The 17382-nt window shown below is 62.3% G+C and carries 16 protein-coding genes; 6 read left to right on the top strand and 10 right to left on the bottom strand.

What is annotated here, in order from left to right:
- Positions 1–151 precede the first annotated feature (151 nt).
- A complete protein-coding gene (locus tag AWB80_RS29370) occupies positions 152–589 on the top strand; it encodes a diacylglycerol kinase (RefSeq protein WP_061178191.1) in 438 nt (145 codons plus the stop codon).
- 115 nt (positions 590–704) lie between these two features.
- Here the strand turns inward: AWB80_RS29370 and AWB80_RS29365 are convergent, their stop codons facing one another.
- From AWB80_RS29365 to AWB80_RS29355, 3 genes are read right to left on the bottom strand one after another with little or no spacing between them, the layout of a single operon-like run.
- Positions 705–1721 (bottom strand): aldo/keto reductase, encoded by a 1017-nt coding sequence (locus AWB80_RS29365; protein ID WP_061178190.1) that lies wholly within the window; start codon positions 1719–1721, stop codon positions 705–707.
- A 3-nt stretch (positions 1722–1724) separates the two neighbouring features.
- Positions 1725–2972: an ABC transporter substrate-binding protein gene (locus AWB80_RS29360; RefSeq protein WP_061178189.1), complete on the bottom strand. Its 1248-nt coding sequence runs from the start codon at positions 2970–2972 to the stop codon at positions 1725–1727.
- A gap of 44 nt (positions 2973–3016) precedes the next feature.
- Positions 3017–4261, bottom strand: coding sequence for a DUF1479 domain-containing protein (locus AWB80_RS29355; protein WP_061178226.1), 1245 nt, complete (start codon positions 4259–4261; stop codon positions 3017–3019).
- A 93-nt stretch (positions 4262–4354) separates the two neighbouring features.
- On the opposite strand from AWB80_RS29355, the gene AWB80_RS29350 reads away from it, so the two are divergent.
- Genes AWB80_RS29350 through AWB80_RS29340 form a run of 3 tightly spaced genes read left to right on the top strand, consistent with a single transcriptional unit; the run spans position 4355 to position 6216 of the window.
- Positions 4355–5299: a helix-turn-helix domain-containing protein gene (locus tag AWB80_RS29350; protein ID WP_061178188.1), complete on the top strand. Its 945-nt coding sequence runs from the start codon at positions 4355–4357 to the stop codon at positions 5297–5299.
- A gap of 49 nt (positions 5300–5348) precedes the next feature.
- Positions 5349–5717 carry an ArsR/SmtB family transcription factor gene (locus AWB80_RS29345; protein ID WP_061178187.1) on the top strand — a complete coding sequence of 123 codons (369 nt, stop codon included), beginning with the start codon at positions 5349–5351 and terminating at the stop codon, positions 5715–5717.
- Positions 5695–6216 (top strand): SRPBCC family protein, encoded by a 522-nt coding sequence (locus AWB80_RS29340; protein ID WP_061178186.1) that lies wholly within the window; start codon positions 5695–5697, stop codon positions 6214–6216. The genes AWB80_RS29345 and AWB80_RS29340 overlap by 23 nt, the downstream gene beginning before the upstream one ends.
- A 16-nt stretch (positions 6217–6232) precedes the next feature.
- Here the strand turns inward: AWB80_RS29340 and AWB80_RS44105 are convergent, their stop codons facing one another.
- The 3 genes from AWB80_RS44105 to AWB80_RS29330 form a co-directional block, all read right to left on the bottom strand.
- Positions 6233–6394: a hypothetical protein gene (locus AWB80_RS44105; protein WP_160147481.1), complete on the bottom strand. Its 162-nt coding sequence runs from the start codon at positions 6392–6394 to the stop codon at positions 6233–6235.
- 88 nt (positions 6395–6482) lie between these two features.
- A complete protein-coding gene (locus AWB80_RS29335) occupies positions 6483–6875 on the bottom strand; it encodes a hypothetical protein (protein WP_061178185.1) in 393 nt (130 codons plus the stop codon).
- Positions 6876–6934: 59 nt separating this feature from the next.
- Positions 6935–9232 carry a mechanosensitive ion channel family protein gene (locus AWB80_RS29330; RefSeq protein WP_061178184.1) on the bottom strand — a complete coding sequence of 766 codons (2298 nt, stop codon included), beginning with the start codon at positions 9230–9232 and terminating at the stop codon, positions 6935–6937.
- 314 nt (positions 9233–9546) lie between these two features.
- Between AWB80_RS29330 and AWB80_RS29325 the strand changes: the two genes are divergently transcribed.
- Together AWB80_RS29325 and AWB80_RS29320 are read left to right on the top strand one after the other, a co-directional pair.
- A complete protein-coding gene (locus tag AWB80_RS29325; RefSeq protein ID WP_061178225.1) occupies positions 9547–11337 on the top strand; it encodes an acyl-CoA dehydrogenase C-terminal domain-containing protein in 1791 nt (596 codons plus the stop codon).
- A gap of 15 nt (positions 11338–11352) precedes the next feature.
- Positions 11353–13050 carry an electron transfer flavoprotein-ubiquinone oxidoreductase gene (locus AWB80_RS29320; protein ID WP_061178183.1) on the top strand — a complete coding sequence of 566 codons (1698 nt, stop codon included), beginning with the start codon at positions 11353–11355 and terminating at the stop codon, positions 13048–13050.
- A 30-nt stretch (positions 13051–13080) separates the two neighbouring features.
- Here AWB80_RS29320 and AWB80_RS29315 read toward each other — a convergent pair whose 3' ends face one another.
- The 4 genes from AWB80_RS29315 to AWB80_RS29300 form a co-directional block, all read right to left on the bottom strand.
- A complete protein-coding gene (locus tag AWB80_RS29315) occupies positions 13081–13323 on the bottom strand; it encodes a hypothetical protein (RefSeq protein WP_061178182.1) in 243 nt (80 codons plus the stop codon).
- A 124-nt stretch (positions 13324–13447) separates the two neighbouring features.
- Positions 13448–14053: a hypothetical protein gene (locus tag AWB80_RS43530; RefSeq protein ID WP_143328154.1), complete on the bottom strand. Its 606-nt coding sequence runs from the start codon at positions 14051–14053 to the stop codon at positions 13448–13450.
- Between the two features lie 141 nt (positions 14054–14194).
- On the bottom strand, positions 14195–14785 hold the full coding sequence (locus AWB80_RS29305; protein WP_143328153.1) for a hypothetical protein: 591 nt from the start codon (positions 14783–14785) through the stop codon (positions 14195–14197).
- On the bottom strand, positions 14782–17367 hold the full coding sequence (locus tag AWB80_RS29300; protein WP_061178179.1) for a M23 family metallopeptidase: 2586 nt from the start codon (positions 17365–17367) through the stop codon (positions 14782–14784). The genes AWB80_RS29305 and AWB80_RS29300 overlap by 4 nt, the downstream gene beginning before the upstream one ends.
- Between the last annotated feature and the right edge of the window lie 15 nt (positions 17368–17382).

The following is a 17382-nucleotide window of genomic DNA, read 5'->3' as shown; positions in this document are numbered from 1 at the left end:
CGGGTTGTGATTCAGACGGTGGCGCGATTGACCGTTAGTTGCGGACGCGGATCGGGCCGGTGCGTGCAGGCCTGTTTGCGCAACGGTTGCATAATCTATGGCAGTTCGCATCAAGCCAGAGATCTCTTCACCAAAATCGCCACGTTGCGTCATGGTTCGATCCACCTCTTCCCCCAAGGCCGCCGGGACTTCGAAACCCGTGCCCATCAAGCGCAGTGGACTGCTGCGCGGCCTGTTCGCGCTGCGTCACTCGCGCGACGGCATCGTCGCCACCTGGCGCGAGGAGAGCGCGTTTCGACAGGAGGTCTGCGTTGCGGCCGTGCTGCTGCCGATCGTGCCTTTCGTGCCGGTGAGCGCCGCCGAGCACGTGCTGCTCGCGGCATCGGTGTTGCTCGTGCTGCTCGTCGAGCTGATCAATTCAAGCATCGAAGCAGCCATCGACCGCATTTCGCTCGAACGTCACGAACTCTCCGGGCGCGCAAAAGACTGCGGCAGCGCGGCGGTGACGGTGTCCATCGTCATCGGGGCATTGACGTGGGGCGTGATCTGCATGCCGCTCGCGTGGCGCTGGCTGAGCGCGCATCTTTGAGGTTGCGCGTTATCGATCGCGGTCCATGACGCTAGGTCGTGGGCCTCGCGCTGCATGGCGCGAGGAAAGCCGTGGACAAGGCGGTGAAGGGACTGGCTCTGCACGTCTGATCGCGCTATCGCGGCGTGGGCGCGTCCTCACGAATCAGTTCGCGGCGCTTCAACTCAGCCCAGAATTCCGCAGGTATGTCGGTCCGGAAGGTTCGAAGGTTGTCTTCGAGTTGCGCAACCGTGCGCACGCCTGGAATGTTCGTCGGGATCGCAGGATGTCCGAGGACGAATTGCAGAGCGGCAGCCTTGAGCGGCACCGCGTACTCCCGGCAGACCTGCTCCATCTCGCGAACGCGCGCCAGAATGGCCTCCGGCGCGCTCGCGTAGTTGTATTTCGCGCCGGGCACCGCGCCTGTCGCTAGAATGCCGCTGTTGTAGCCGCCGCCGAGGATGACCGACACCTGTTGCGCTTCGCACAGCGGCAGAAAGCCGTCGAGCGCCTCCTGTTCGAGCAGTGTGTAACGGCCGGCCAGAAGCAGGCAATCGAAATCCTGACGGCGGATCGCTTCGTGCGCGACCTGCCATTCGTTGACGCCGACTCCGACCGCCTTCACGACGCCTTCATCGCGCAGCTTCAGCAGCGCTTTCGACGCGCCGGCCATCGCTGCCTCGAACATCTCGGGCTGACGCTCGCCGTGTGTGAAGACATCGATATCGTGGATCAACGCGATGTCGATGTGCTCCAGCGCAAGACGCTGCAGGCTGTCCTCGATCGAGCGCATGGCGCCGTCGTAGCTGTAGTCGAAAACTGTTTCGAACGGCAAGCCGTCGACCCACGGTGTGAAGTCAATTTCGGCGCGCCTGCGCGGCTTGAGAAGTCGTCCGACTTTCGTGGAGAGGACGTACTGATCGCGCGGATACCATCGCAGGCCCTGCCCGCAGCGCGCCTCACTCAACCCGTGCCCGTACATCGGAGCGGTGTCGAAGTAGCGCACGCCCGCATCCCAGGCTGCCTTGATCAAGGCGGCCGAATCCTCTTCGCTGATCGGCCTGAAGATGTTACCGATCGGCGCGGCGCCGAAACCCATCAACGTTGCCTCGAGCCCGGAACGGGGCCATTTTTCCCTGGCGATCGGGTTCATGTCTTATTTGACCTTTGCGGCAGCGGCGAGCTTGCGCACGCCCTCTTTCGCGTCTTCGTTGGAGTTCATGAAATTCGTCACGACATCGGTGATGGCGCCGGCGGTGACCGGAGACTGAAGTTCGCCGAACGCCAGCGAGGGAAGAAAGCCGCCCGACTTGATCGTCGCCTGCTCGTCCGCGCGTGACTTTTTTGCGCAACTGTCGAACTTGTCCATCGGCACGTCCAGCCTGACGGGAATCGATCCCTTGTTGAGACTGAACTGCTCCTGAAACGCGGGCGACATGATCGTTTTGGCCATCGCGAGCTGTCCGGGCGTCGCATCCTTCTTGCCGTTCTGCTGGAAGAACACGAATGCGTCCGCAGTGTACGTGTAGGCATTCGACGTGCCGGGCGCGGGTGCGCAGACAAAGTCGACGTCCGCCTTCTTGTTCGCGTTCGCGAACTCGCCTTTGGCCCAGTCGCCCATGAACTGCATGCCGCCCGAACCGGAGATCACCATCGCGGTGGCGAGATTCCAGTCGCGGCCGTGATAGGCCTTGTCGAAGTAAGTGCGGATCTTCTGGACGGTCTCGAAGACCTGCACCATCTGCGGCGACGTCAGCGTTTTCTGATCGAGATCGATGAGCGCCTTACGGTAGAAGTCCGTGCCCTGCGACAACACGACCGTCTCCCAGATCGTCATGTCCTGCCACGGCTGACCGCCATGCGCGACGGCGGTGATGCCCGCCGCGCGAAACTTGTCGGCGAGCGCGAAGAACTCCGGCCACGTCGTCGGCGGCGTGCCGCCCACTTTGTCGAGGTCCGCCTTGTTGATCCACAGCCAGTTGATCCGGTGCACGGAAAAAGGCGCCGCCACATAATGACCGCCGGATTTCATGGCGCTGTCGATCTGCGCGGGCGTGTGGCTTTTCCAGTCGGCCGCGGCCTGATCGATCGTGACCACCACGCCCTGATCGGCCCAGTCCTGAATCAACGGCCCCTTGATCTGCGCAGCCGATGGCGCGTTGCCCGAGATCACCTGCGTCTTGAGCGCGGTCATCGCGGCCGTGCCCGAGCCTCCGGCGACCGCGAAGTCCTTCCACTCATAGCCTTGCTTGCTCATGTCGTCCTTGAGCACGCGAATGGCTTTCGATTCGCCGCCCGAGGTCCACCAGTGCAGGACCGAGAGCTGTTCGGCGGCCAGCACCGCATGCGTAGCGCCGATGAACAGCGCGACGGCCGCCGCCGCCGACGTCAGTGATGTCTTCATTGCAGTCTCCGATGTTTTCTTTATGGATGAAGCGGTGCGAGCGATTACAGGTCAAGCCCGAGTTGCGCGCGGCCCAGCGGCGTCAGATCGTCGACGGTCGCGCGGCCGGCGAAATCGGTTTCGAAATGATCGGTCGGGAAATCAGGCGGGCTTTCGCCCTTCAGAAAGCTGGGCAACTGCCGCTTCAGATAGGCGTCGTTCTTGGCGCAGGCGGGCGCGGAAGCGATGTACATCACATTGCTGAACCCCGCGCCCTTGTGCTCGTCCTCGACCGCGTGGATGACATCGCTGTGCCAGAACACCGTGTCGCCCGCTTCCATCTTCGGAATCGACGACAGCGCCTCGAACAGCGGCGCATGAAATTCCTGCTTGATCGAGAGCGCGCGTCCGGGCATGGCGCCGCACAGATCGTCGTCGGCGACATCGTCCTGAAGGGCGCGCAGGAGGATGTACACCATCGAATTGGCGATGGGCACGAGTTGCAGCGTGCCGTCGCCCGGGCCCTGCGGCGTCAGTGCGGTCCAGCCCTGGAACGTGCGGAACATCGAACACACCGCCGGCGACGCGATCTCTTCCACATCGGGACGGAAGGCGGCGTCGAACGCATCGTAGCCTTGCCAGTTGCCGGAGAAAACGTGGCGATACACCTTGCGGAAATTGCCTTCGATCCAGCGCTCGACCGAGCCGCCGTCACAATGCGCCGACAGACCGAGCGACGCCGAGCCGGGCGGCCGCCGGCGCAGACGGTCCGCATAGACAGGCACGTGTTCCGGATCGAAATGAACGCGCCCTTCGCTCTCGTTGCGCCAGAGCCTGTTGAGAAAGACGCGCGCCGCCGTCAGCGACTCCGACTGACGCGCCAGCACTTGCGGCTTCGACCAGTACACGCCGTAGATCTGCGGTTTGCTCGAAGCAAGTTGTCCGAAGTATTTGTCTTCCGCACGATTTTCGAGGCGTTTGTCGAGATCGTTCCGCTCGACGTAGTGCGCGATATCGTCGTCCCACTCTTGCACCAGCGCGCGAGGGAAGACCTTGCGAATCACGCACGCGCCGCGCGATCTGACGAGCGCGATCTGCTCGTCGGTCACGCGTCGTTCGGCGATGTCGGCGAACTGAATCTCGGGAATCACGTCTTCCCCGCGATCGCGCTGCGCGGCGATGCGTTGCGCTTGCGCGCCGATCGCCTGTTCGACTTCGGCGAACACCTCCCGGTAATTCGGCAGCGCCGCCCGCAACTCCTTTTTTGCCTGCCGGATCGCGCCCGGCAAGTCATCGATTTTCAGCGCCATGATCGTCTCCATGTCAATTTCTGTGCGCACAGCATATGACGCGGCGGTGGGTGCTGGTGATACTATTCAGGCAATTCATTTGCGTTTTCGGCCATGAAACCAGCCTACGAACATGTCGAGTTCGGCGAGGACTGCTCGGTGCGGGTTTACCATCGGCAGCTTGCGCGTATTCCGTTCGAATGGCACCACCATCCCGAGTACGAACTGACGCTGACGATGAACAGTCACGGCAAGCGCTACATCGGCGACTCGGTCAGCGACTATGAAGCCGAGGACCTGGTTCTCGTGCCGCCGGATTTGCCGCATACGTGGTCATCGAACCGGTCGATCGAGCCGTCCTTGCCGCAAGTCGCCATCGTCATATGGTTCGACGGCGAGTGGGCGCGACGCATGGCGGACTGCTGCCGCGAATACGAGCCGCTTCGCAAGCTCTTGCGCCGCGCTGCGTGCGGGCTGGCGTTCGAACCGCCGGCCGGGGAATCGATGCGTGGCCGTCTGGATCAGTTGCTCTCGAACGTGCCGCGCGAACGCCTGAGCGCGGCGCTCGATATTCTGTGCATGCTCGCCGAAGCGCCCGGCCATCCGCTCGCTTCGCCGAGCGCCTTCAATCAGACGAACGCCGGCCCATCCGGCCACGAGCCCGAGCGGATCAACCGCGTCCTCGCCATGATCGATGCGCGCTTCGCCGAACCGCTGCGGGTCTCGGAGCTCTGTGCGGCGGCGAGCCTGTCGGAGCGCACGCTCACGCGCTACTTCGTGCAGCATATCGGCGAGAGCGTCGGCCGATATATCGCGCGCGTTCGCATCGGGCACGCGTGCCGGATGCTGGGCGATACGTCGCTGCCCGTGTCCGTCATCGCGGCCCGCTCGGGTTTCGCGAACGTCGCCAATTTCAATCGGCAGTTCAAGGCTGCGAAGCAGGCGACGCCGGCGGAGTATCGACGGCAGTTCATGGCGGCGGGCGCCGCTGAAACCGGCACGGCAACCAGCCTGACCGAACGGCCGCCTTCGCTTCGAAGGAAGCGCAACGCATCCTGAGCGCTGGTCCCCCTTGCCTCCCATCGACACCCATGCAATACTGAACCAAATGGCTCAGTATTCTCAACAAGCTCGATTCGACGCTTCGTTCGCCGCGCTATCGGATCCTACCCGACGCGGCGTGCTGGAGCAGTTGATGCGCGCCGACGCGTCCATCACGGACCTCGCCGAACGCTTCCACATGACCCTGACCGGCATGCGGAAACACATCGGCATACTGGAGCAGGCGGAACTCGTCGCCACGGAGAAGGTGGGGCGCGTGCGGACCTGCAGGCTTGGCTCGCGCCGTCTCGAGGAAGAGCTGGCCTGGATCGAGAACTATCGCCAGATGTGGGCGGCGCGCTTCGACGCGCTGGACACGGTCATCGAGGAACTCAAACGCAAGGAGAAACGTGATGGTCGCAAGCAGAGAAAATGAGCCCGCCGGCACTCGCAACCGCACGACATCGGAACGCAAGTCCGAGCGTGAAATGGTCATCACGCGAATCTTCGACGCCCCGCCGCGGCTCGTGTTCGAAGCGTGGACCACGCCCGAGCTGTTCAGGCAATGGTGGGTGCCGAAGTCGAGCGGCGCAACCCTGCTTTCCTGCGAACAGGATGTCCGTGTCGGCGGCAGTTATCGCCTGGAGTTCGCTCATCCCAAGGCCGCCGCGCCACTGGCCTTCTTCGGCAAGTATCTCGAAGTGGTGCCGAACGCCCGCCTCGTCTGGACCAACGAGGAAAGCGAAGACGGCGCGGTGACCACGGTGACCTTCGAGGAGAAGGACGGCAAGACGCTGCTGGTGATGCGCGAGCTTTATCCGTCGAAGGAAGCGCTCGACATCGCCATCGAAGGCATGGACGAAGCGATGCCGGAGACGTTCGAGCAACTGGACGCATTTCTCATTGCGCGCGGCGCGGGCGCGCAACGGAACTGAGCGAGTCGTCTCGCATTCAATCGCCGCGGCCAGTCGAGGGCCGCGCAGCGCCGCTTCCCGCGTTCGACGAAGCCGGCGCGAACGCCGGTGCGACCTCCGTCGACGGCTCGGGCCCCGACGCACCGACGAGATATCCAGCCGATACGAGGAAGATCACCGCTGACACTAGAATTCCCATGGCGTTTTCCTCGCGGCCACCAAGCCTTGCGCGACACTCATAGCCTATCTCCGCGCCCCGCTGCTCGATTGACCCACGTCAAACCGGCTTATTTCTCCGCACTGGTCGATGGGCATCGCATGTCCGCCGCTTTGCCGCCGTCGACATTCTTCAGCGAGACAAGCAGCCTGCTTCCGGTCGTCGCCGTGATGATATGCCCGTAACTGACGGTGGGGATGAACTTGATATCGGGCGCGACGGCGACGGGCGGGTTTTGCGCGCCATCGACGGTCAGGTCGAGTTCCACGGTGATCGAATCGATGGCGACGCCGTAGTCCCGTTTGTGCTCGGCCTGCGCCTTCTTGAAGTTGCACAGTCCGTCCAGGACATTCTGGAGCGCCGTGGGTATATCCACCGGCTTGCCTGGCGGGATAGGCGGCGTATTGCACGCGGCAAGGAGGAAAACTGACGCAAGAACAGGCAGCGAGACGTGGGCGCGCATCGGAATCTCCGGTTCCTGGAGTGGGCTCAGTATAGGGCAAACAACGGCTTCGCGACCGCTCAGGGCGACTCCCTCAGCACGCGCAACTCCGGCTGAGCCGACGCGCTGCGTTCCTGTGCAGGCGAGTGAATCTGCATCTGCGGCAGCATCATCTCGATACCGGCATCGTCCATCTTGAGCTTGAGCCTCGCGTTGAAGGCCCGCGCCACGCTCCACTGCTGCAGCGGCCTGGTCTTGATCTGCCCTTTCACCACGACGCAGTTCGCCTCGAAGCGATCGAGGCCCCACACTTCGACCGGCGCCAGTATCTCGCTGCGAAAGCGAAAGTCGGCGCTCAGATCGTCGGCCACTTCCGTGATCATGCGCGTGATGTCGTCCAGTTTCGTGGAGAACGGGACGCGCACTTCGAACACCGCGTTGGAGAAATCGCGCGACAGATTCTTCACGATCTTGATCTGCGAGAACGGAATGGTGTGAACCGCGCCCTGCGCATCGCGCAGCCGGACGGTGCGGATCGTGAGGTCCATCACGGTGCCGGCATGTCCGCCGTCGAGATCGATCCAGTCGCCGACCGAGATCGTGTCCTCGACGATGATGAAAAGCCCCGTGATCAGATCGGTGACGAGCGATTTCGCGCCGAACCCGACCGCGAGACCGATCACACCGGCGCCGGCGAGCAGCGGCGTCAGATTGATGCCGAGACTCGCGGCGGCGACGATGACCGCGAGGCTCGCGACCGTCACGAAGATCGCGTTGCGCACGATCGGCAGCATCGTGCGTGCGCGCGTGCCTGGATTGAGCGCCTTGTTGCGCGAGTTGTTCGGGCCGAGCGCTTCGAGAATGACGGTGTCGATGAGAATCCACAGGAACCACGCGCCGAACACCGTCGCGACGACCGCGATCAGCGCGTGCCTGAAGCCGGGCGTCAACGCGCCGTGCCTGATGACGCGCGCAATCGGTCCGCTCCAGAGTTCCAGCTCGAAACGCAGGTAGGCGAGCCAGATCAGGAACACGACCAGCGTGCACACGAAGCGCAACAGCCGCGTCATGTGCGGCGCGCGGCGTTGCGCACGCGTGTCGCGCCGGCGCGTCAGATGCAGCAGCAACGCGGAAACGAAAATCGTCAGCACGAGCAGTACCGCGCTGAGCACCGACGGCCGCAGCACGTCCCTTTCCGCGCCGCGCCCGTCGATGATCGCGACGATCGACGCCGCCGCGATCAGCAACACCGGGATATGCCATAGCGACGCGAGGATATCGAGCGTTTCCGTCGCGAACTGATGATCGCGCCGTCGCACATACGGGCGATTGCGAATCAGATGCGTGACCGGCCGCCGGTAAACGAGTGCGAAATAGGCGAAAAGCAGCGCTGCGGCCAGACTGGCGAAGGTCGATACGATGCCCGCGAGATTCGGGCCGAGCTGCCGTGTGACATCGACGTTGGCCGTTCCATCGCCGAGCGCGCCGCACGCGCCGACCGCGAAGAGCGGCCAAAGCGACCGCGCCAGCAGATGCTGCACGGCGGCGCGACGATGCGCCGTGCTGAACATCGAGATCACGATCATGCAGATCGCCGAAAAGATGGCTCCGCCGAGGATCGAATAGGCGATGACGAGCCCGAGCGTGCGGCCGAGCGCGTCGGGCATCGCGCGCACGAAGAGCAGCACCGCCAGGAATGCGACGATCCACGGTCCGGTCTGCCGCAAGGCGAAGCTCAACATCTCGACCGATGTCGGATTCGGCGCGAGCGCGACGTTCCTGCCATAGCGTGCAAACACGTGCCGCTGAACGCGAATCAGCACGAACGCGCACAGGCCCCAGAGCGCGAGCGTCGTGCCCATGCGCGCGACGATCATGCCGAACGACTCGCCTGTCGCGCCGGTGACGACGGCCCGCAATTCACTCGCGGCGGCGCTCGAACGCGCGGCCCAGAATCGCAACGGCGAAATGCCCTGGCTGAGATTCGTTTCGACCGAGGCGATGCCCGATGCAATCGCCCCGAGCAGATCGCCGTTGACGGGCACGGGCGCGGCCGGCGCGTTTTTCTCCGTGGCGTCGCGCAACACTTTCAATTGCGCGACGAAGGCGCTGCGTTGCGCGTCGTTGTCGAGCGTGCCGATCAGGCCGTTCAGCGAGCGCACCATTTCGGCCTGACTCGCGGGCGACGGCGCGGCGGCCGCCTGAGGCCCGGAAGCCGCCCAGCTCGAGATGATGCCCTGCATCGCCGCGGGAAGGGGCGCGGCCACGGCGCAACGCACGAACATCGCGCATCCGATGAAGATGCCGAGCGCAATCATCCACGCGCGGGCATGGATCAGGACGTGGTCCGCTTTGATACGCCGCGTGAATGCGCTCATGAAGACTCCCCCGGGATGTCATCCCGGTCAAAGCGGCACTATCCGCGAGATCGTCAAAGGATTCGAATCGCCGAGTGCGCCGGGGTTTCGGTTCTTGGAGATTAGCCTATCGACGTGGGCATGGCTAACGGCGGCGAGTCATCTCAGTGAACATTTAAGTCATCCGCGCCTGCGCCCCTCCCGTTGCGGGAGGCGCGCGACGGGCCGGCGCCGCTCTAAGATCGGCTCAACGCACTGTGGGATATGGCACGCGCGCATCCGCGAGCTTCACGGCCGCTGCCGCGGCGCTCACACGCATTTATCCGGAGAGACAATTGACTTACACCGCGCCACTGAAAGACATGCTGTTCGTGATCGAAGAACTCGCCGATGTCGCGAGCATTTCGGCGCTGCCGGGCTTCGAGGACGCCTCGCTCGACATCGCACAGGCGGTGCTCGACGAAGCCGCGAAGTTCAACAGCGAGATTCTCGCCCCGCTGAACGCCGAAGGCGACAAGAATCCGAGCGAATGGCATGACGGCGAAGTCACGACGACGCCCGGTTTCAAGGAAGCGTTCCGCCAGTATGGCGAAGGCGGCTGGCAAGGCGTGGTGCATCTGGCCGAATTCGGCGGACAGGGATTGCCGAAGCTGATCGCGACGCCGTGCATCGAAATGCTGAACGCCGCGAACCTGTCGTTCGCGCTCTGCCCGCTTCTCACCGACGGCGCGATCGAAGCGCTGCTCACCGCCGGTTCCGACGAACTGAAACAGCGTTACCTGCCGAAACTCATCTCGGGTGAATGGACCGGCACGATGAACCTGACGGAACCGCAAGCCGGCTCCGATCTCGCTCTGGTCCGCTCGCGCGCACAAGCTCAGGGCGACGGCACCTACAAGGTATTCGGCACGAAAATCTTCATCACGTACGGCGAGCACGACATGGCGGAGAACATCGTGCATCTCGTGCTCGCGCGCACGCCGGACGCGCCCGAAGGCGTCAAGGGCATTTCGCTCTTCCTGGTGCCGAAGTTCCTGGTGAACGACGACGGCTCGCTCGGCGCGCGCAACGACGTGCACTGCGTGTCGATCGAACACAAGCTCGGCATCAAGGCGAGCCCGACGGCCGTGCTGCAATACGGCGATCACGGCGGCGCGCTCGGCTATCTGATCGGCGAGGAAAATCGCGGCGTCGAGTACATGTTCATCATGATGAACGCGGCGCGCTTCGCGGTCGGCGTGCAGGGCATCGCGGTGTCGGATCGCGCCTACCAGCAGGCGGCCGCCTATGCGAAGGATCGCGTGCAGAGCCGTCCCGTCGACGGTTCCGCGAAACAGTCCGTCGCCATCATTCAGCACCCGGACGTGCGCCGCATGCTCGCAACGATGCGCGCGCTGACCGAAGGCGCCCGTGCGCTCGCCTATGTCGCAGCCGCGCATTCGGACATCGCGCATCACGCCGCCGACGCCGACGCGCGCGCGCGGCACGCCGCCATCTACGAATACCTCGTGCCGGTCGTGAAGGGCTGGAGCACGGAGATGTCGATCGACGTCACGAGCCTCGGCGTGCAGGTGCACGGCGGCATGGGTTTCATCGAGGAGACGGGCGCGGCGCAGCACTACCGCGACGCCCGCATCCTGACGATCTACGAAGGCACGACCGCGATCCAGGCCAACGACCTGATCGGCCGCAAGACGATTCGCGACGGCGGCGCGGCCGCCCGCGCGATCCTCGCGCAGATCGACGAGACGCTCGTCGCGCTCGAACGGCACGACGGCGCCGCATTCGGTGCGATGCATCGGCGGCTCATGGCCGGACGCGCCGCGCTCGCGAACACCGTCGAGTTCATGCTGCACAACGCGAAGAGCGACACAAAAGCCGTTTTCGCGGGCGGCGTGGCGTATCTGAAGCTCGCCGGCATCGTGCTGTCGGGCTGGCAGATGGCGCGCGCGCTGATCGCGGCGCACACCAAACGCGCCGACGATCCCGCGTTCTACGAAACAAAGATCGCGACCGCGCATTTCTTCGCCGATCATCTGCTGCCGCAGGCGGTCGCGCTGGAGGCGTCGATCGTCAGCGCGAAGGGCGATCAGGGCGTGCTCGCGCTCGATGAAGACCAGTTCTGAGCGAGCGATCAACTCATGACGATATCGACCAGACAAGCGAATCCATCGGACCGATGGATCGAAACATACGGCCCGCGCGAATCGATGGAATACGACGTGGTGATCGTGGGCGGCGGTCCGGCGGGGCTGTCGGCGGCCATCCGCATCAGGCAGCTCGCGCAGGAAGAAGGCGCCGACGTATCGGTTTGCGTGCTCGAAAAGGGCTCGGAGATCGGCGCGCACATTCTCTCGGGCGCCGTCATGGACCCGCGCGCGATCACCGAACTGATCCCCGACTGGAAGGCGCTCGGGGCGCCGCTGAACGTCGAAGTGACGGAAGACCGGTTCCTGTTCCTGTCGGAGAAGGGATCGGTCAAGACGCCGAACTGGGCGTTGCCGGCGAGCTTCAGAAATCACGGCAACTACGTGATCAGTCTCGGCAACGTGACGCGCTGGCTCGCTCAGCAGGCCGAGGCGCTCGGCGTCGAAATCTTCCCGGGCTTTCCGGCAGCCGAAGTGCTGTATCGCGACGACGGCTCGGTCAAGGGCGTCGCCACCGGCAACATGGGCGTCGGCAAGGATGGTGAACCGACCGCCGGCTTTCAGCTCGGCATGGAACTGCACGCCAAATACACGCTGTTCGCGGAAGGCGCGCGCGGTCATCTCGGCCGCCAGTTGAGCGACCAGTTCGGACTGCGCGCAAAAGCGGGCCATCAGGTCTACGGGCTCGGCATCAAGGAACTGTGGGAAGTCGACCCGGCGCAGCACAAGCCCGGCCTCGTCGTTCACACGGCCGGCTGGCCGCTCGATACGGACACCTATGGCGGGTCGTTCCTTTATCACCTCGACGAGAATCAGGTGGCGGTCGGGTTTGTCGTCGGACTGGGGTATCGGAATCCGTTCCTGTCGCCATTCGAGGAATTTCAGCGCTACAAGACGCATCCCGCGATCCGGCCGTTTCTGGAAGGAGGCAAGCGCCTTTCGTATGGCGCGCGCGCCATCACGGCGGGCGGTCTCACCGCGCTGCCGAAGCTGACGTTTCCGGGCGGCGCGCTGATCGGCGACAACGCGGGCTTTCTGAACGCGTCGAGGATCAAGGGCAGCCACGGCGCGATCAAATCCGGCATGCTCGCCGCCGAAGCCGCTTTCGAGGCGATCCGCTCCGGCCGCCAGCATGACGAACTGGGCGATTATCCGCAATCGTTCACACGCTCGTGGTTGCACGAGGAGTTGCACAGGGCGCGCAACTTCAAGCAGTGGATGAGCAAGGGACTGGTCGTCGGCTCGCTGATGGTGGGCGTCGAACAGAAGCTCTTTGGCGGCAAGGTGCCATGGACGCTGAAGCATCGTCATGCGGATCACGAAACGCTGCGGCCCGCCGCGAACTGCAAGCCGATCGTGTACCCGAAACCCGATGGCAAGCTGACCTTCGACCGGCTCTCCTCGGTGTTCATCTCGAACACGAACCACGAGGAGAATCAGCCGGCACATCTGACGCTCAGGGATGCGACGGCGCCCGTCACGATCAATCTCGCGAAGTACGCGGGGCCGGAAAGCCGCTATTGCCCGGCGGGCGTCTATGAGTTCGTGAAGGACGACGATGGCGCGGAGCAACTCGTCATCAACGCGCAGAATTGCCTGCACTGCAAGACCTGCGACATCAAGGACCCGGGGCAGAATATCGTATGGGTCACGCCCGAAGGCAGCGGCGGGCCGGGTTATCCGAACATGTGAATCGAGAGGGCCGCTTGCGCGGCCCTCGGCTCAGCTATCGCAGGCCATCGAAGTTGATGCCGTGCGTGTCGATGTAGAGCTGGTACTTCTGCCATTCCAATTCACCACGCAACGCTTCAGGCGCTCACGCACCTTTGCCTCGTGCGTGCCGAGATACACGCGTACGATGCGCTGGCGCTGATCGTTGGCCGCGCCGGGCTCAGGCGGCAGTTCAGCAAGAATCAACTCGATCAGCCGGTTCGAATCGCATCGGCTGTTGCCGTCGGTGACCATACATCGCGCCAGCCATTCCGATGAATTCCTTCCGATACACCTTGTCACCATTCTTCAGCGCACGCTGCTGTGCCTGCTGATGAACTGCTGCCTCTTCCTCGCCCGCCTCTGAGCGGGGTTTTTTTCAGTTTGGTGGCCCTGAGCTGTCGATGAATTCAATGCTTTCGAGTAACTTGATGACTTGCGGCAAAACGCTTTCCTTCGGCCACTTCAGATAAGCGACATACCGAACCACGCCACATAGCGCTAACTGCCTATGCGGAATGCAAAAGGCGTAGCCGCGCATGCGGCGCGTCTCGTCGCCGTTAATGTCATCTGCGGTTACGCCCCCTCCATCCCACCCTCTGCCGTGAAGTGCGTGAAAGGTGGTGCGCTGCTCTTTTGGGCCGATGATTTCTGATGATGGATCAAGCGCCCATCCTTTATCTGTCATTCGCATTGCTACTAAATCTCGAAGAACCTGTGAAGTCGCGGGATTTTCACAACTGAATTGAATCGACGTGTCGAATGGGTGGCGGGCTTTGGGGTTGATGTTGGCGATATAGCCTCCCACCGCTGGTGTGCTATCGCGTGATGCTCGAAAGTCACCGTTGTATGGATCTTTCATTTTGAAGTGACAGTCTTCGAACTGGATTTCACGGTCGATGGCTTGAACCGAAGTTGGTTGCTTGGCCGACGCTGACATCACGATGCAGCCGAGCCATGCCGTCAATAGCACGCACTTCTTCATTATGGCTTTCTCCTTTCGTGGCCTTCCGGTGTTTCTTCTTCATGTCCTTCCGATAAACCTTGTCACCATTCTTCAGCGCACGCTGCTGTGCCTGCTGATGACTGCTGCCCCTTCCTCGCCACCCTTTGAGCGGGGTTTTTTTCAGTTTGACGGCTCTGAGCTGTCGATGAATTCAATGCTTTCAAGTAACTTGATGACCTGCGGCAGAGTCGTCTCTTTGGGCCACATCAGGTATCCAACATGTCGGACTACACCACATAACGCAAGCTGATTATGTGGAATGCAGAATGCATAGATTCGAGTACGACGCTGCTCGTCACCATTGATGTCGTCTTGCGTGACTCCCCCACCAGCCCATCCCTTGCCGCGTAGCGCTTGAAACGTCGTGCGCTGCTCTTTGAGTCCAACATTCTCCGGAGACGGATCAAGCGCCCACTCTTTACCAGTCATTCGGATTCCAGCGAGATCAAGATACGTTTTCGCGCTTGCCGGATTCTCGCAACTGAATTGAATCGATGTATCGAAGGGGTGGCGAGCCAAGGGATTGATATTGGCGATATAGAGGGCACCCTCTGGCCTAGTCGTTCGGCCTCCATAGAGGTCCGTCAGCATGAAATGGCATCCGTCGAAGTTCCATTCTTGCTTTGATATTTGGTCCGCGTGCGGCTGTCTCGCCGACGCAGACATCGCGATGCAGCCGAGCCATGCCACTAATAGCATGCGTTTCTTCATTGCGGCCTTCTCCTTTCATGGCCTTCCGGTGTTTCTTCTTCATGCCCTTGTGAATAGGGAAATATTCGATAATCCTCCAGAATCACGAGCGCATTGGTGTACGCCTGATAACGCGCCACAATGCCATTGACCCTGGCGATCTTGCTTGCATCTTTGACCGGACTGCCGAAGTTCACGGTAGCCGCAACTTGCCCAAACGACTCGCAACTGTAGTAGACGAATATCGTGTTGTTCACAATCTCGACCTCGCGCTTCAGAGCCGGTGGCTGGTCGGCGAAGCTGGCCGCACCGGTCCAGGCCCAATAGGCACCAGCACTATCGCCGGGATCCTTGACCCTGTCATCGGCCACTTCTTCACGCCATTTAACCATCGCCGCCGTGATGGCTGGGTGTTGTGCATCCCGTAACGCATCGTTCTTTCGCTCGGCGTGCGCCCTGGAGGCAGCAGCACTCAGCTCGGCCCTGAGTGCATCGCTCACTTTGCGTCCACGGAAGCGCCAGTACTTAATGTAATTGTCCGGCCCCGTGAGTTGAAGGAAGCCCCGCCCATCCCACGGGAAGTACCACGCCGTGCTGTTTCTCTCGTACAGCTTCGCAAACCATTGCGTCTCTTGCATAGCGTTGCCAAAGAAGGCGGCCATGCGTTGTGGACTTGGTGCGATGCCGTATTTGCGCAACGCCTTGTTGAGTTCGACACGGTTATTGTGTATCGCGGGACTGTTACCTCTGTTTATCGTCACCGGCTCCGACACCCATCCCGTCCCGCTCTTTCGCATAGCCGTCATGGGCAGCAACTGCGTCAACTCCCCCTCACTCAACCACCCACACTTCTTGAACGTCTGAATGAACAGGCGCGGATGAAAGTGATAATGCTCCTTGTCGAGCTTCAGCCCCGCGGCCTGCGCATCTTCCCAGAACGCCAACGCTGCCTGATGGCGTTTGAACTTCTCGTAGTCCGCTGGCGTCAGCGTCCTGGAAAACTGCGTATTGGCAGGCCGATCCGCCTCCGCATCCTTCATCCAGCTCCAGCGCGTGTCGAAGTCATTCCTGGACCATTCGGTGGGCATCTTCACGACGCATCGCTTCAGGCGCTCGCGTACCCTGGCCTCGTGCGTGCCGAGATAAGCGCGTACGATGCGCTGGCGCTGATCGTCGGCCGCGCCAGATTCAGGTGGCAGTTCAGCGAGGATCAGCTCGATCAGCCGGTTCGAATCGCATCGGCTGTTGCCGTCGGTGTCGTCATCGATGAAGGTCCATCCTTGCCAGTCGGGGAAATCCGCATCGCTGTAGGCCTGAATGCCCGGCACGTTGAGGTCGATGAAAACCGCCTCCGGGTTGAGCCGCACTTTGCGGATATGCGGAACGCGGCCTCGATATTGGTCGCTGGCCGCCAGCGCGTCGGGTCCCAGCACACGACCGAAACGAAGCAACTCATACCCCGCGCTGGGACAGCCGGAATATTGGGCTGTGGCGCGTTCGTATAAATCATAGCTATTCTCGGTGATGCTGCCCAAAGCCCGGCCGGAAGCATCGCGCGTGGTCAGCGTCAGCGTGGCCTTGTTCTCGCTGAGCGAGATGATCGTGTCTGCTTTGGTACGCCCCTTAACTGGCACCTGCCACTGAGCCCATAGCTCGGCGGGCATATCGGCGGGAGGTGGAGCCGAACCCCAGATCGCGGGTACCGTGACAAAGCGCGCGTGACCATCCGGAGCGGGCAAGCGAGCCGCGTTCTGATACGAACCATTGACCGCAGAAAACCAGTCGTTTGAGAAAAGCGCAGGATAACGCTGGCGCAAGCTGGCGATGAGTTCGGCATTAAGGTGCGTGATGCGTTCGACCGTGGTGGCGAATTGTGCGGCAAGGGAGGTGAGGGTTGTGCCGCGTGGATCGCCTCTATCAGTCAATGGAACCATGTATCGCAGCGTAGTTTCACGCGGATCGGTCGCGTAATAGGGCGTGTTTGCCGGTACGCGAATATGGATATCGCCCCACACGCTCGTGGAGCGCGCCTGAGTGAAAGCGCCGCTGTTGCGCCCCATCAGCGCAGCGACGTTGGCGGCGTCCGCCACGATCTCGAAGTGGATACGGTTAGGCTGCCCATACATCGCGCCAGCCATTCCGATGAATTCCTTCCGATAAACCTTGTCGCCATTCTTCAGCGCACGCTGCTGTGTCTTCTGATGGCCGTTCTCCGTGCGCTGAGCGAGCGTGTGCAAGTGCTGATAGATCGAATAGAACGTGACGCTCACGCCCTCGCCAACTTCAGTGGTGTGCTCGATGATCACCACGCCATTGCTAGTCCAACCCTTGTAGTTGAGCAGCGGGTTGGCGGCGAGGATGGCGGGATCAGTATCCGGTTTGGGCATCGGGTCGCTTTCGCGTGCAAAGATAACCGTGCCGTCGGCGATGGCACGGACCCACTCGGGCTTTTGGGGGGCACCGGGCGCCTGAACATGAATGCCGCCATGCCAACCGAATTCGTTGCTGATCGGAAAGGCACCTTGCCCGACAAGTTCGCCCAGAGTGTTCTCGTTGGCGTTACTGTCGGCCGTGCCAGTGATAAAAGGAGCGCTGATTAACATGGCGTCGAATGCGTG

The sequence above is a fragment of the Caballeronia pedi genome, from assembly GCF_001544915.2.
Taxonomy (GTDB): domain Bacteria; phylum Pseudomonadota; class Gammaproteobacteria; order Burkholderiales; family Burkholderiaceae; genus Caballeronia; species Caballeronia pedi.
The sequence above is the reverse complement of the archived record's forward strand: the minus strand, read 5'-3'. Positions and strand labels throughout refer to the sequence as shown.

Excerpts from the sequence above, each read along its gene's own strand:
- AWB80_RS29370 (WP_061178191.1), top strand. The coding sequence starts at position 152 with ATGGTTCGATCCACCTCTTCCCCCAAGGCCGCCGGGACTTCGAAACCC.
- AWB80_RS29365 (WP_061178190.1), bottom strand. The coding sequence starts at position 1,721 with ATGAACCCGATCGCCAGGGAAAAATGGCCCCGTTCCGGGCTCGAGGCA.
- AWB80_RS29360 (WP_061178189.1), bottom strand. The coding sequence starts at position 2,972 with ATGAAGACATCACTGACGTCGGCGGCGGCGGCCGTCGCGCTGTTCATC.
- AWB80_RS29355 (WP_061178226.1), bottom strand. The coding sequence starts at position 4,261 with ATGGCGCTGAAAATCGATGACTTGCCGGGCGCGATCCGGCAGGCAAAA.
- AWB80_RS29350 (WP_061178188.1), top strand. The coding sequence starts at position 4,355 with ATGAAACCAGCCTACGAACATGTCGAGTTCGGCGAGGACTGCTCGGTG.
- AWB80_RS29345 (WP_061178187.1), top strand. The coding sequence starts at position 5,349 with ATGGCTCAGTATTCTCAACAAGCTCGATTCGACGCTTCGTTCGCCGCG.
- AWB80_RS29340 (WP_061178186.1), top strand. The coding sequence starts at position 5,695 with ATGGTCGCAAGCAGAGAAAATGAGCCCGCCGGCACTCGCAACCGCACG.
- AWB80_RS44105 (WP_160147481.1), bottom strand. The coding sequence starts at position 6,394 with ATGGGAATTCTAGTGTCAGCGGTGATCTTCCTCGTATCGGCTGGATAT.
- AWB80_RS29335 (WP_061178185.1), bottom strand. The coding sequence starts at position 6,875 with ATGCGCGCCCACGTCTCGCTGCCTGTTCTTGCGTCAGTTTTCCTCCTT.
- AWB80_RS29330 (WP_061178184.1), bottom strand. The coding sequence starts at position 9,232 with ATGAGCGCATTCACGCGGCGTATCAAAGCGGACCACGTCCTGATCCAT.
- AWB80_RS29320 (WP_061178183.1), top strand. The coding sequence starts at position 11,353 with ATGACGATATCGACCAGACAAGCGAATCCATCGGACCGATGGATCGAA.
- AWB80_RS29315 (WP_061178182.1), bottom strand. The coding sequence starts at position 13,323 with ATGGTCACCGACGGCAACAGCCGATGCGATTCGAACCGGCTGATCGAG.
- AWB80_RS43530 (WP_143328154.1), bottom strand. The coding sequence starts at position 14,053 with ATGAAGAAGTGCGTGCTATTGACGGCATGGCTCGGCTGCATCGTGATG.
- AWB80_RS29305 (WP_143328153.1), bottom strand. The coding sequence starts at position 14,785 with ATGAAGAAACGCATGCTATTAGTGGCATGGCTCGGCTGCATCGCGATG.
- AWB80_RS29300 (WP_061178179.1), bottom strand. The coding sequence starts at position 17,367 with ATGTTAATCAGCGCTCCTTTTATCACTGGCACGGCCGACAGTAACGCC.